The following is a 12743-nucleotide window of genomic DNA, read 5'->3' on the forward strand; positions in this document are numbered from 1 at the left end:
GAAGCCGCTCCTACAGGGGATGTGGCTGCGGCTAGCCTCCCCGCGTGGAACCGGGATCCGCTTTTACGAATCCTAAATCCCGAATCCCCAATCCCCGCTCGATCAGCGCTCGCTCTTGAGGTACTGCAGGAACGGATCGTTCTTGTCCAGCACGATCACCGCGTTGCCGTCGGCCATGGCGCCGCGATACGCCTCCAGGCTGCGGTAGAACGCGTAGAACGACGGGTCGGCGGAGCCGGCCTTGCCGTAGATGCTGGCGGCCTGCGCGTCGCCTTCGCCGCGCAGCTTCTGCGCGTCGCGCTCGGCCTCGGCGACCAGCACGGTGCTCTCGCGGTCGGCCTGGGCACGGATGGTCAGCGCCTGCTCCTCGCCTTCGGCGCGCAGCTTGCTGGCTTCCTGCTTGCGCTGCGCGCGCATGCGCTCGTACACGTCGGTGATCACCTGGCTGTCGGTCGGCAGGTCGATCTGCTTGATGCGCAGGTCGGTGATCTGCATGCCCAGGGTCTTGCCGGCGGCGTTGATCGTGTTCAACTGCTGCGCGATCAGCTCGCTGCGGTCGCCGGACACCAGCTGCTGCAGGGTGCGCGCGTTGATCTGGTTGCGCAGCGAATCGATGATGATCGGCGCCAGGCGCGCGTTGGCCACCTTCTCGTCGCCGCCGGTGGCGCGGTAGAAGGCGCGCACGTCGGAGATGTAGCCGATGGCGAAGAAGTCGACGCTGACGTCCTTCTGCTCGGCGGTGAAGTAGCGTGCCGGCGGCGTGTCCAGCACCTGGAAGCGGCGATCGAACACACGCGCCGATTCCACCAGCGGCAGCTTGAAGTGCAGGCCCGGCTTGAGGTCGGCGCGGGCCACGCGGCCCAGGTTCAGCACCATCGCGGTCTGGTCTTCGCGCACCACGAAGACCGAACTGAACAGCAGGATCAGTGCGGCGATCGCAACGCTCGCCCACAGGGAAATTCTCATCGCTGCACCTCCTCACGGCCATTCGGGCGCGGCGTGCGCTCCGGACTGCGGATACTTTCGGCCGGGCTGCTGGACAGCGACGGCATCAGGACTTCCTGCGGCAGCGTCGGCATGCCGCCGCTGGCGGACGGCGCCGGCATCGGTGCGGCGCTGGCGCCGCTCTTGCCGCCATCGGCCGGCATCGGCACGTAGATCAGCTGGCGGCCGTCGCCACCGATGACCTTGCGGTTCTCCGCCAGCACCTTCTGCACCGTCTCCAGCCACAGCCGCTTGCGGGTGACCTCCGGTGCGCTCTGGTACTGCTGCTGCAGCAGGGTGAAGCGCTCGGCATCGCCCTGCGCGCGGGCGATCGCCGCTTCCTTGTAGCCCTCGGCGACGGTGCGGGTGCGCGCGGCCTGGCCGCGGGCTTCCGGCACCATCTTGGCGGCGTAGGCCTGGGCCTCGTTGATCAGCCGCTCCTTGACCTGCTGCGCGCCGTTGACCTCGTCGAAGGCCGGCTTCACTTCTTCCGGCGGACGCGCGTCGGGCAGGGTCAGGCCGGTCACGATCAGGCCGGTGCGGTAGGCGCTGAGCGCGGCCTGCAGACGGTCGCGCGCGGCGGTGGCCATCGGCCCGCGGTTGTTCAGCACCACGTTGAGGTCGGCGCGACCGACCTGTTCGCGCACCGCGCTCTGCGCGGCCTGCTCCAGCACCTGGTCGGCGTTGCGCGAGCCGAACACGTACATGCGCGGGTCGTCGATGCGGTACTGCACGTTGAGCGAGACGCTGACGATGTTCTCGTCGCGGGTCAGCACCGGCACCTGGTTGCTGAAGGTCTTGATCTCGGTGGCGTTGACCTTGCGCACCGATTCGATCGGCCACGGCAGCTTGAAGTTCGGGCCCGGCTGCAGGATCCGCGAGAACTGGCCGAAGCGCAGCACCACGCCGCGCTGCTGCTCGCCGATCAACTGGAAGCAACTGAACAACAGCAACAGCACCACCGCCGCCAGCACCCAGCGGCCGATGTTGGCGCCGTCGCCGCCGAACAGGTCCTTCACCGGACCGGGCAACCCGCCCCACTTGCCGCCACCATTGCCGCCACGAGGCTTCCAGGGATTGCGCCCGTGATTGTCCGAGCCATCTCCGCCCTTGCCGCCGGGTGTATTCCAGGCCATGCATGCTCCAAGAAGGTAGGTGGCGGCGCGTCGGTCCGCGCCGGTCACCGTAAGTGAGTCGCCGATTCTACAAGATGGGGCAGATCGGACGTTTCGAAAGGGCTATCTTGGTGCATTCCTTCGCGCCGACCAAGGTGTACGCCATGCCGCTCCCCGCCCGCTTTCCCGCTTTCCGCATCCACCAGGACGACGCCGGCTACCGCGCCGCGGTCGAACCGGTGGGGCTGGACCAGCTCAGCCCTGGCGAAGTGGTGATCCGCGGTGCCTGGTCGTCGGTGAATTTCAAGGACGCGCTGGCCGGCACCGGCCAGGGCAAGATCCTGCGCCGGTTCCCGCTGGTGGGCGGCATCGACGTGGCCGGGCACGTGGTCGCCTCCAGCGATCCGGCGTTCAAGGAAGGCGATGCGGTGCTGGTCACCGGCTGCGGCCTGAGCGAGACCCGCGACGGCGGCTACAGCCAGTACGCGCGGCTGGAGGCCAAGTGGGTGGTGCCGCTGCCGGCTGGGCTGAGCCTGCGCGAGAGCATGGTGCTGGGCACCGCCGGCTTCACCGCGGCGCTGGCGCTGCTGCGCCTGCTCGACAACCGCCAGACCCCGGAGCACGGCCCGCTGTGCGTGACCGGCGCCACCGGCGGAGTCGGCTCGCTGGCGATCGACATCTTCAGCCGTGCCGGTTTCGAGGTGCATGCGGTCAGCGGCAAGGCCGACCGCGCCGAGCACCTCAAGGCGCTGGGCGCCAGCCAGGTGCTGGGCCGCGACGCGCTGCAGACCAGGCGCCCGCTGGAGTCGGTGCGCTTCGGCGGCGGCCTGGACAACGTCGGCGGCGCGATGCTGACCAGCCTGCTGGCGCAGACCGCGCCGTACGGCAACGTCGCCAGCGCCGGGCTGGCGGCGACCCCGGACCTGGACATGACGGTGATGCCGTTCATCCTGCGCGGCGTGTCGCTGCTGGGGATCGGCTCGGCCGGCACCGCGCGCGACCTGCGCGACCGGATCTGGCAGCACCTGGGCAGCGACTGGAAACCGCGCCACCTGGACGCGATCTGCACCCGCCAAGTGGACCTGTCCGGCCTGCCCGAGGTGTTCGCGACGATGCTCGCCGGACAGTCGTTCGGACGCACCGTGGTGCGGCTGGATCCGGCCGCGTAGACGCCCCCGGGGGTTTGTGACGCGCACCGCTTTCCGGCTGCGCGCCGCTGCCACTACACTCGTGCTTCCAAGGGGGAAACACATGGCACGCATCCTGATCGTCGACGATTCGCCGTCGCAGCTGCTGGGCATCCAGCGCATCGTCGAGAAGCTGGGCCACGAGACGCTCACCGCCACCGACGGTGCGGCCGGCGTGGAAGCGGCCAAGGCGTCGCTGCCGGACCTGGTGCTGATGGACGTGGTGATGCCCAACCTCAACGGGTTCCAGGCCACCCGCACGCTGCGCCGCGAGCCGAGCACGCAGAACATCCCGGTGATCCTGGTCACCACCAAGGACCAGGACACCGACCGCATGTGGGGCATGCGCCAGGGCGCCCGCGCCTACATCACCAAGCCGTTCTCCGAGGACGAACTGTCCGAGGTGATCGAGCGGGTGTTCAGTGGCGAGGACCCGCCGAAGGGGTGAGGGGCCGGGATTCGGAATTGGGGATTGGGGATTGGTAACGGCGGGCTTCCGGCGGCGTTGGCTGCAACGTGAAGCTGCGGTGCACGCGGCGCTCCTGTAGGAGCGGCTTCAGCCGCGACAGGTTCCATCCGTAGCTTCTGTCGCGGCTGAAGCCGCTCCTACAGGGGTGCGTCGGTTTCTTTGGCACGCCTACGCCGCCGTGACGACGTTCGATGGCCGATGCGCGCGAGCAGTTGGGGACGTTCTACCGCTACCGAGTCGCGGCTGAGCCGCTCCTACAACGATCGGTTCGACGAGGGAGCTATCGCTGTTGCGAATCCCCAATCCCGAATCCCGCCATCCCGGCCTTCTTCAGATCGCCTCGCCGAACGCCTTGGCCAGATTCCGATAGGCCTTGCGCTGCGCCTCGGTCTCCGGCGCCGGCGCCAGCACTTCCAGTTCCACGATCTGGTCGCCGGCCGGGGTGCCCGGCAGGCCGCGACCGCGCAGGCGCAGCTTGCGCCCGGCATCGGACTCCGGCGGGATCTTCAATTCCACCGCACCGCCCAGGGTCGGCACGCTGATGCTGGTGCCCAGCGCCGCCTGCCATGGCGTCACCGGCAGGGTGTAGAGGATGTTGAGCCCGTCCACCTCGAACTGCGGATGCGCGGCGTATTCGATCTCCAGCAGCAGGTTGCTGCCGCCGTTGCCCTGCCCGCTCAGCCGGATCACCTGGCCAGGACGCACCCCCTTGGGCACGCGCACGTCCAGCTGACGGCCGTTGATGGTGATGCGCACGTTGTCGCCGGCATACACCGCCTCCAGCGGCACCGCCAGCTTGGCGCGGGTGTCGCCGCGCGGTGCCGCGCCCGGGCCGGGACCGGCACCGCCCTGGCGCGCGCGCTGCTGGCGCGCGAACAGGCTTTCGAAGAAATCGCTGAAGCCGCCGCCGGCGCCGCCGTTGCCGAACACTTCCTCGAAGTCGTAGCCCTGCGCGCCGCCGTAGTTGGGCGGGGCATGGAACTCTTCGCCGGGGCGGTAGCCCTGCGCGCGCAGTTGGTCGTAGGCGGCGCGCTTGGGCGGGTCGCGCAGCGCCTCGTAGGCCTCGTTGATGGCCTTGAACTTGTCCTCGGCGCCGGCCTCCTTGCTGACGTCGGGATGGTACTTGCGCGCCAGCCGCCGGTACGCGGTCTTGATTTCGGCGTCGCCCGCGCTGGGCTCCACGCCCAGGGTCGCGTAGTAATCCTTGAATTCCATCCATCACCTCAAAAAGAGTCGGCCCGCCGCCTTGCGGCAACGGGCCGGTTGCATGCTGCGCACCATCGCCCGGCCATTCTACTGGCCGGCCGCGAAGGCGCGGCGACGCCGCGGCGTCGCCGGCGCGGGCGCGGGCGGGCGCTTACTGCACGATCGTGGCCCCGGTGTCGACCTGGATCCGGCGCGGCGTGCTCGCCGGGCGCTTGGGGATGCGCACTTCCAGCACGCCATGGTAGCCGGTGGCGGAAATGTTGTCGGGATCGGCGCTGTCGGGCAGCGCGAAGCGGCGGTGGAAGCTGCCGTAGCGGCGCTCGATGCGCGAGAAGCGCTCGCTGTCGGCGGTGGACTCGCTCTTGCGCTCGCCCCGGATCGACAGGATGCCCTTGTCCATCGACACCTCGATCTCGGACGGGTCGATGCCGGGCAGGTCGGCGTACAGCACGAAGCGCTCGGCTTCTTCCTTGATGTCCACGCGCGGCACCCACTGCGCGGTGACGACGGCCGACTCGTCGGTGCCGCCATTGGGGTCGAAGAAGCGGTCGAACACCTGCTTGATCTCGTTCTGGAACGCGGCCTGGGCCGGCAACGGGCGATAACGGACGATGCTCATCTCGTAGTCTCCTGCAACGTGAATGGGATAAACCCTGACGGGTGGTTCGCGGCGCCGGGCCAGGCCCGCCGCCATGCCTGCCAGATAGGAATGGGCCGGCGCTTTTCAAGAGCTTTGACGCAGCCTTCCCATTAAGATTTCTAGACTCGATTCATCCAAGGAGCCCGACATGCCCATCCAGCCCGGCGAACGCATTCCCGAAGTGGTCCTGCAGCGCATCCGCGAGGGCGTGGAGCAGGTGGATACCCGCAGCCTGTTCGACGGCCACCGCGTGTTGCTGTTCGCGGTGCCCGGCGCGTTCACCCCGACCTGTTCGGAGAAGCACCTGCCCGGCTACGTCGAGCATTTCGAGGAATTCCGCAAGCGCGGCATCGAGGTGTACTGCATGGCGGTCAACGACCCGTTCGTGATGCAGGCCTGGGGCAAGAGCCAGCTGGTGCCCGACGGCCTGCAGATGCTGTCGGACGGCAACGGCGCACTGGCCAAGGCGCTGGGCCTGGAAATGGACGCCAGCAGCTACGGCATGGGCGTGCGGGCGCGGCGCTTCGCGCTGTATGCCGAGGACGGCGTGGTGCGCGCGCTGTTCGTCGAGGCGCCGGGCGAATTCAAGGTCTCCGCCGCCGACTACGTGTTGCAGCATCTCCCCGACTGAACCCTTTCACCCACCACACAGGAACCGGCCAGCCATGTCCAACACGCCAGCCAACGACGCCAAGCCGCTGCAGAACACCGCCGGCCTCACCGATACCGCCACCCTGCGCGCCAATGCGCGCCAGAGCATCGAAGACGGCGCGGTCACCAAGAGCTACAGCGCCGACCGCGAGGCGGTGATCAAGCTGCTCAACGATGCGCTCGCCACCGAATACGTGTGCGTGCTGCGCTACTACCGCCACTACTTCATGGCCTCGGGCATGCTGGCCGATTCGGTGAAGGCCGAATTCCTGGAGCACGCGCAGCAGGAGCAGGAACACGCGCACAAGCTGGCCGAGCGCATCGTGCAACTGGGCGGCGAGCCGGACTTCAATCCCGACACGCTGACCGCGCGCTCGCACGCCGAATACAAGGAAGGCGAGGACCTGCGCGACATGGTCAAGGAGAACCTGATCGCCGAGCGCATCGCCATCGACAGCTACCGCGAGATGATCAACTTCATCGGCGACAAGGACACCACGACCAAGCGCATCCTGGAGCACATCCTGGCCCAGGAAGAAGAGCATGCCGACGAGTTCTCCGACATGCTGGAAGGTTGGATCGGGAAGTAATCCGGCCAGTCGTCTGAATGACATCAGCGCCCGGCAACCGCCGGGCGTTTTTTATGGCAACCGCGGTGAGATCTGCCGATGGCGCCCGCCGCGATCGAATCGGATCGTGCGTCTGTGCAATGAACCGGCGCCCCTGTAGGAGCGGCTTCAGCCGCGACAGAATCCATCCGCAGACCTTGTCGCGGCTGAAGCCGCTCCTACAAAGGCATGCCACGCGAAAGCGCACTGGCGCTTACCGATGTAGTCGCACGGGACACACATCTTGTGGGAGCGACTTCAGTCGCGACGGGCCTTACCGGTAACGCCCGTCGCGACTGAAGTCGCTCCCACAACACTCCCTTGACCGCGCGCAACAAGTCGAATGCCCTGCTTCCCGCGTCGCGCGCGCGCCACGCGCAAGCCCACTCAATGCAACACCCGGAACCGCACCTGTGTCCACGCGCCATTGCTGGCCAGCGCCGTCAGCGTGTGGTCGCCGGCCTCGGCGAATCTGTGCAATGAACCGTCCCCCTGTAGGAGCGGCTTCAGCCGCGACAGGATCCATCCGCAGACCTTGTCGCGGCTGAAGCTGCTCCTACAAAAGGCATGCCATGAGAAAGTGCGTTGGGGCTTCCGGATGTAGTCGCAGGGGACGCACATCTTGTGGGAGCGACTTCAGTCGCGACGGGCTTTACCGGTAACGCCCGTCGCGACTGAAGTCGCTCCCACAACACTCCCTCGACCGCGCGCAACAAGTCGAATGCCCTGCTTCCCGCGTCGTGCGCGCGCCACGCGCAAGCCCACTCAATGCAACACCCGGAACCGCACCTGTGTCCACGCGCCATTGCTGGCCAGCGCCGTCAGCGTGTGGTCGCCGGCCTCGGCGAAATCGCGCTGGAAGTTGCGCGCGCCCTCAGTACGCGCGATCCAGCGTCCGTCCAGCAGCCAGTCCACCGGCGCGGCGGTGCCCAGTGCGCGCACCTGCAGGCGCACGCTGGGGCTGCCCGGCGCGCGCGCCAGCGTGGCGCGGTCGTTGAGGCCTTCGATGCGCAGTACGTCGTTGCCGCCGCGGCCGTCGTCGCGGCAGTCCGGCGCCAGCGCGGGCAGTTGGCCGGCCTGGCGTTCGCTGGCGTGCAGCCACGGGGTCAGCAGCGCCGGCCAGCGCGCCAGTTCGCGCTGCACGGCCTGGTGCGGCCGCGCGCAATCGGGCGACAGGCGCAGGCCGCTGCGCGCGTCCACCTGCACCGTGTCGCGGCCGGCACTCCATAGCCGCGCGTCGCGCTCGGCGAAGGTCGGCGGCACCGCGCCGTCCAGCGCGTAGGCGGAGAAGCGCCGCTGGCACAGCGCCGGCGGGGTCTGGTCGGCGGCGATGCCCAGCGGCCAGCACACGTCCAGCTGCTGCACGTTGCCCGGCATCGGCCGCGGCGCGTTGTCGCCGCGCGCGCGCGGCAGGCTGTCGATGGTCTCGAACATCAGCGGCAGCGCGGTCACCGCGCCGTACTGGCCGGGCAGCGGCGTGCCGTCCGGACGCCCGACCCAGACCCCGACCGTGTAGCGGCGCGTGCTGCCGATCGCCCAGGCATCGCGGTAGCCGTAGCTGGTGCCGGTCTTCCATGCGACCCGCGGGCGCGTGCCGACGTCGAAGGTGCCGATGCCGTAGCCGGGCCGCGGATTGGCCTCGAGGATCTCGCGCACGATCCACGCCGCGCCGGGCGACATCAGCCGCCGGTCGATGACCTTGTCGCTGGCGGTGTAGCGCACGTGTCCGGCGATGCCGTCGCGGTTCAGCGCGGCGAAGGCGCCGACCAGTTCTTCCAGCTGCGCGCCGGTGCCGCCGAGGATCAATGCCAGATTCGGGGTGCTGCCGCGCGGAAACTTCAGGCCGATGCCGGCATTGTTCAGGCGCGCGGCGAAGCGTGCCGGGCCGACCCGCTCGAGCAGGTCCACCGCCGGCACGTTCAACGACAGGCGCAAGGCACTGGCGGCGCCGACCGGACCGTTGAAGGCCTCGTCGAAATTGCCCGGGCGGTAATCGCCGAAACTCTGCGGCGCGTCCACCAGCAGGCTTTCGGAATGGATCAGGCCGTCGTCCAGGGCCATGCCGTACAGGAACGGCTTGAGCGTGGAACCGGGCGAGCGCCAGGCCTGCACCATGTCCACGTCGCCGAGCCGCTTGCGGTCGCCGAACATCACCGAACCGATGTAGGCACGCGCCTGCAGGTCGCGGTTGTCCACCACCAGCAACGCCGCGGAGGTGCGCTCGGGCAGTTGCGAGAAATACGCGCTGACCCGGTCCTCCAGGGTGCGCTGCAGGTCGGCATCGATCGTGGAGACGATGTGCGCGGCGCGCGGCGCTTGCCGGCGCAGGCGCTCGGCCAGCAGCGCGGCATGCATCGGCGATTGCAGCGAGCGCGCCACCACCGGCTCGATGCGCGCGTCGTCGACCTGCTCGCGCGACCATACGTGCAGTTCCACCATGCGCTCGAGCACCTTGTCGCGCGCGGCGCGCGCGGCCTCCGGATGCCGGTCCGGGCGTAGCCGGCTCGGCGCCTGCGGCAGCACCGCCAGCAGCGCCGCCTCGGCCTGCGACAGACGCGCCGCCGGCTTGCCCAGGTAGGCCCAGCTGGCCGCGTCCACACCCTCGATGGTGCCGCCGTAGGGTGCGCGCTCCAGGTACAGCTGCAGGATCTGGCGCTTGCTCAGATGCACCTCCAGCTGCAGCGCGCGCAGCACCTGCTGCGCCTTGCCCCATGGCGTGCGCGTGCTGACGTCGTCCGGCATCAGGATCCGCGCCACCTGCATGGTCAGGGTGGAGCCGCCGGAGACGATGTGGCGCGAGAACACCCATTGCTTGGCCGCGCGCAGCAGCGCCCACGGATTGACGCCGGGATGGCGCCAGAACCAGCGGTCCTCGTAATTCAGCAGCGCCTGCAGGTACAGCGGCGACACGCTCTGCGGCGTGGCCGGGTAGCGCCACACGCCGTTGCTGTCGGCGAAGGCGCGCAACGGCGTGCCATCGGCGGCCACCACCAGGGTGGAGGTGTCGCGCGATTTCGGCAGCGGCAGCGGGAACGCCAGGTCCAGCAGCAACAGCGTGGCCAGCAGCGCCGCCGTGCCCCAGCGCAGCACGCGCCAATGCCTGCGATCCACGTGCGGCCGCGGCAACAGGCGCGTCCAGCGCCGGGTGCGCCGCGCGCGGGGCGTGGCGGCGGAGACGTCCTGTGGCATGCGGGCTCCCGGTGGAAGCGGCTATTTTGCCCGTTGCGGCGCCGCCGGCGCATCCGCGCGGTGCAATTGCACCGCCTGCGCCAGGAACGGCGCGCACAGCGCCTGGGCCGCAGCGTGCTCCACCACCAGATGGTCGATCGCCGCCACCGCGGCCACCAGATGCGGCGCGTGCGCGCCGAGCTTGTCCACGGTGACCACCACCGCGGTCTCGCCGCTGGCCTCGATCATCGCGCGCTTGAACAGCGCCTCCTCGCCGTCCACGCCCCACAGCCCGCGCTCGGCATCGACCGCGCAAGCGCCGGGAAAGCACAGGTCGGCGCGGACCTGGCGCAGTTGCTGCAACGCCTGCGCGCCGACCGCCGCGCCGATCCGCGGATCGATCCGGCCGCCGATCAACAGGATCTCGATGCCCTCGCGCGGCATCAGCAGTTGCGCGATATCCGGCGCATTGGTGATCACGGTCAGCCCCTGCCGCTGCGGCAGCGCGGCGGCGATGGCGCTGTTGGTGGAACCGGCGTCGATCAGCAACACCTGCCCCGGACGCACCAGCGCGACGGCCGCCTGCGCCAGCGCGCGCTTGCGCTCGGCATGCTCCTCGTGCCGCTGCGGCAGCGGCGCGAAGCCCGGCGTGGGCGGCAGCGCGCCGCCGTAGACGCGGCGGCACAGGCCCTGCGCGGCCAGATCGCGCAGGTCGCGGCGGATCGAATCCTCCGACACCGCGAACGCCGCAGCCAGCTCGGTGGCCACGACCCGGCCCTGCTCGCGCAGGCGTTGCAGGATCGCCTGCTGGCGTTCCTGCGGCAGCGCGTCGGCGGCGGCCGTCATGCGCCCGCTCCGGCGCTGCGCAGCGGCAGGCCCAGCGCGCGCAGCTCGGCGCGCAGCGTGGCCGCATCACGAAACTGCAATGCGTGCAACCCCTGCGCGGTGGCGGCGTGCACGTTGCGCGGCGCGTCGTCGACGAACACCGCGCGCGCCGGATCGATGCCGTAGCGCGACAGCAGCAGCGCGAAGATCGCCGGATCCGGCTTCACCAGGCGTTCCTGCCCGGACACCAGGATCCCGGCGAAACGCTGCAGGAACGCATAGCGCCGCAGCGCGACCGGGAACGTCTCCTGCGACCAGTTGGTCAGCGCGTACAGGCGCACGCCCTGCGCGTGCAGCTCTTCCAGGATCTGCACGCTGGCGTCGAGCGGGCCGCCGAGCGTCTCTTCCCAGCGCAGGTGATAGGCGGCGATGCGTTCGGCCTGCGCCGGATGCAGCGCGCTCAATTCGGCGACCGCGTTGCGCCATGGCCGGCCGGCGTCCTGGCGCTCGTTCCACTGCGGCGAGCACACCTCGGCGAGGAAGCGCTCCATCTCGGTTTCGTCGTCGAACAGTTGCCGATACAGATAGCGCGGGTTCCAGTCGATCAGCACGCCGCCGAGGTCGAAGATCACGGTGTCCGGTACGTGCGCGGGAGTGGATGGCATGGTGTGGGTTCCTTCGGATCAGTGCCGCAGCAGCCGCGACCCCATCGCCACCAGCAGCAACAGCCCGGCCACCGCCAGCAACGCGGTGGGCAGGCTGCTGGCGTGGGCGAGGAAGCCGATCAGCGCCGGGCCGGCGAGCAGGCCGGTATAGCCGAGCGTGGTCAACGCGGCGATCGCCACCGCCGGCGAGGTGCCGGGCAGGCGCCCGGCCGCACCGAACAGGATCGGCACCAGGTTCGACACGCCCAGGCCGACCAAGGCGTATCCCAACAGGCCGCTGGCGACACCCGGCAGTTGCGTGGCCAGCAGCAGGCCGCCGGCAGCCAGCGAGGCGCCGGCCGCCAGCATTGCCGGCTGGCCGATGCGCGCGACCACCCGGTCGCCGCCGAAACGGCCGGCCGCCATCGCCACCGAGAACAGCGCATAGCCGACGCCCGCGTAACGCGTCTCCACGCCATGGAACTCGCGCAGCAGCACCGCGCTCCAGTCGAGCATCGCGCCTTCGGCGAGCAGGCAGATGAAACACAGCGCCGCCAGCACCAGTACCACGCCGCGCGGCAGGCGCAGCGGGGTGCGCTGTGCCGGATCGCCGGCGACGACGCGCAGCAGGCCGGAACGCTGCCATAGCAGCAACGCCAGCAACAGCGCCGATACCGCGAGCGCGGCGGCCAACAGCGGGACGCCGACCGCGAGCAGCGCGCTCATCGCTGCCGCGCCGCTCAGCCCGCCGACGCTGAACACGCCGTGGAAACTGGACATCACCGGACGCCCGGCACGTTTTTCGGTTTCCACGCCGTGCGCGTTCATCGCCACATCCAGCGCGCCGAGCGCGGCGCCGAAGTACAGCAGCGCGGCGACCACGCTCGGCAGGGTCGGCGCCAGCGCGACCAGCGGCAGGCCCAGGCACAGCGCCAGCCCGGACCCGACCATGACCGCGCGGCTGCCGACCCGGTGGCTGAGCACGCCGGCCAGCGGCATCGCCAGGATCGAGCCGCCGCCGAAGGCGAGCAGCACCAGGCCCAGGGCGGCATCGTCCAGCGCGAAGCGCGCTTTCACGTACGGCACCATCGGCGCCCACGCCGCCATCGCGATCCCGGACAGCAGGAACACCCAGCGGGTGGCGTGGATTGCAGGCCTGGCGGCGGCATCGGGGAAGACGGGGGTAACGCCAGCCGCTGTGGCGAAGGGTGGATCGGTAGGCATGCGGAAACTGTATCGAAACACG

General features: G+C 69.8%; 12 protein-coding genes. 4 read left to right on the forward strand and 8 right to left on the reverse strand.

Annotated elements, in window-relative coordinates:
* Positions 1 to 102: 102 nt before the first annotated feature.
* Complete coding sequence (gene hflC / locus AB3X08_RS15985) at positions 103 to 966, reverse strand: protease modulator HflC (protein ID WP_369933810.1); 864 nt, start codon at positions 964 to 966, stop codon at positions 103 to 105.
* Complete coding sequence (gene hflK, locus AB3X08_RS15990; RefSeq protein ID WP_369933811.1) at positions 963 to 2120, reverse strand: FtsH protease activity modulator HflK; 1158 nt, start codon at positions 2118 to 2120, stop codon at positions 963 to 965. Before hflK ends, hflC begins: the two co-directional genes overlap by 4 nt.
* Before the next feature lie 143 nt (positions 2121 to 2263).
* Here hflK and AB3X08_RS15995 point away from each other — a divergent pair, with 143 nt between their 5' ends.
* Both AB3X08_RS15995 and pilH read left to right on the forward strand, forming a co-directional pair.
* Positions 2264 to 3268 carry an acryloyl-CoA reductase gene (locus tag AB3X08_RS15995; RefSeq protein WP_369933813.1) on the forward strand — a complete coding sequence of 335 codons (1005 nt, stop codon included), beginning with the start codon at positions 2264 to 2266 and terminating at the stop codon, positions 3266 to 3268.
* 82 nt (positions 3269 to 3350) lie between these two features.
* Positions 3351 to 3734 carry a twitching motility response regulator PilH gene (gene pilH / locus AB3X08_RS16000; protein ID WP_184411562.1) on the forward strand — a complete coding sequence of 128 codons (384 nt, stop codon included), beginning with the start codon at positions 3351 to 3353 and terminating at the stop codon, positions 3732 to 3734.
* Positions 3735 to 4085: 351 nt separating this feature from the next.
* Here the strand turns inward: pilH and AB3X08_RS16005 are convergent, their stop codons facing one another.
* A complete protein-coding gene (locus AB3X08_RS16005) occupies positions 4086 to 4970 on the reverse strand; it encodes a DnaJ C-terminal domain-containing protein (protein ID WP_369933814.1) in 885 nt (294 codons plus the stop codon).
* A gap of 142 nt (positions 4971 to 5112) precedes the next feature.
* Positions 5113 to 5580, reverse strand: a complete 468-nt coding sequence (locus tag AB3X08_RS16010) for an Hsp20/alpha crystallin family protein (RefSeq protein WP_369933815.1) — start codon at positions 5578 to 5580, stop codon at positions 5113 to 5115.
* A 169-nt stretch (positions 5581 to 5749) separates the two neighbouring features.
* Between AB3X08_RS16010 and AB3X08_RS16015 the strand changes: the two genes are divergently transcribed.
* The gene (locus AB3X08_RS16015; protein WP_184411565.1) at positions 5750 to 6232 is read left to right on the forward strand and encodes a peroxiredoxin; all 483 of its coding nucleotides are present in this window, start codon (positions 5750 to 5752) and stop codon (positions 6230 to 6232) included.
* 34 nt (positions 6233 to 6266) lie between these two features.
* Entirely contained in the window at positions 6267 to 6842 is a 576-nt protein-coding gene (locus tag AB3X08_RS16020) for a ferritin-like domain-containing protein (protein WP_369933816.1), read from the forward strand.
* A gap of 783 nt (positions 6843 to 7625) precedes the next feature.
* Here AB3X08_RS16020 and pbpC read toward each other — a convergent pair.
* The 4 genes from pbpC to AB3X08_RS16040 are packed head-to-tail and all read right to left on the reverse strand — an operon-like array spanning position 7626 to position 12721.
* Complete coding sequence (gene pbpC / locus AB3X08_RS16025; RefSeq protein ID WP_369933817.1) at positions 7626 to 10049, reverse strand: penicillin-binding protein 1C; 2424 nt, start codon at positions 10047 to 10049, stop codon at positions 7626 to 7628.
* 21 nt (positions 10050 to 10070) lie between these two features.
* Entirely contained in the window at positions 10071 to 10874 is an 804-nt protein-coding gene (locus tag AB3X08_RS16030; RefSeq protein WP_369933818.1) for a DeoR/GlpR family DNA-binding transcription regulator, read from the reverse strand.
* Positions 10871 to 11518, reverse strand: coding sequence for an HAD family hydrolase (locus AB3X08_RS16035; protein ID WP_369933819.1), 648 nt, complete (start codon positions 11516 to 11518; stop codon positions 10871 to 10873). Before AB3X08_RS16035 ends, AB3X08_RS16030 begins: the two co-directional genes overlap by 4 nt.
* An 18-nt stretch (positions 11519 to 11536) precedes the next feature.
* A complete protein-coding gene (locus AB3X08_RS16040; protein WP_369933820.1) occupies positions 11537 to 12721 on the reverse strand; it encodes an MFS transporter in 1185 nt (394 codons plus the stop codon).
* Positions 12722 to 12743: the final 22 nt, after the last annotated feature.

The organism is Xanthomonas sp. DAR 34887 (assembly GCF_041245805.1).
Taxonomy (GTDB): Bacteria; Pseudomonadota; Gammaproteobacteria; order Xanthomonadales; family Xanthomonadaceae; genus Xanthomonas_A; species Xanthomonas_A tesorieronis.

Excerpts from the sequence above, each read along its gene's own strand:
- AB3X08_RS16040 (WP_369933820.1), bottom strand. The coding sequence starts at position 12,721 with ATGCCTACCGATCCACCCTTCGCCACAGCGGCTGGCGTTACCCCCGTC.
- AB3X08_RS16035 (WP_369933819.1), bottom strand. The coding sequence starts at position 11,518 with ATGCCATCCACTCCCGCGCACGTACCGGACACCGTGATCTTCGACCTC.
- AB3X08_RS16030 (WP_369933818.1), bottom strand. The coding sequence starts at position 10,874 with ATGACGGCCGCCGCCGACGCGCTGCCGCAGGAACGCCAGCAGGCGATC.
- pilH (WP_184411562.1), top strand. The coding sequence starts at position 3,351 with ATGGCACGCATCCTGATCGTCGACGATTCGCCGTCGCAGCTGCTGGGC.
- AB3X08_RS16005 (WP_369933814.1), bottom strand. The coding sequence starts at position 4,970 with ATGGAATTCAAGGATTACTACGCGACCCTGGGCGTGGAGCCCAGCGCG.
- AB3X08_RS16010 (WP_369933815.1), bottom strand. The coding sequence starts at position 5,580 with ATGAGCATCGTCCGTTATCGCCCGTTGCCGGCCCAGGCCGCGTTCCAG.
- AB3X08_RS16015 (WP_184411565.1), top strand. The coding sequence starts at position 5,750 with ATGCCCATCCAGCCCGGCGAACGCATTCCCGAAGTGGTCCTGCAGCGC.
- AB3X08_RS16020 (WP_369933816.1), top strand. The coding sequence starts at position 6,267 with ATGTCCAACACGCCAGCCAACGACGCCAAGCCGCTGCAGAACACCGCC.
- AB3X08_RS15995 (WP_369933813.1), top strand. The coding sequence starts at position 2,264 with ATGCCGCTCCCCGCCCGCTTTCCCGCTTTCCGCATCCACCAGGACGAC.
- hflC (WP_369933810.1), bottom strand. The coding sequence starts at position 966 with ATGAGAATTTCCCTGTGGGCGAGCGTTGCGATCGCCGCACTGATCCTG.
- hflK (WP_369933811.1), bottom strand. The coding sequence starts at position 2,120 with ATGGCCTGGAATACACCCGGCGGCAAGGGCGGAGATGGCTCGGACAAT.
- pbpC (WP_369933817.1), bottom strand. The coding sequence starts at position 10,049 with ATGCCACAGGACGTCTCCGCCGCCACGCCCCGCGCGCGGCGCACCCGG.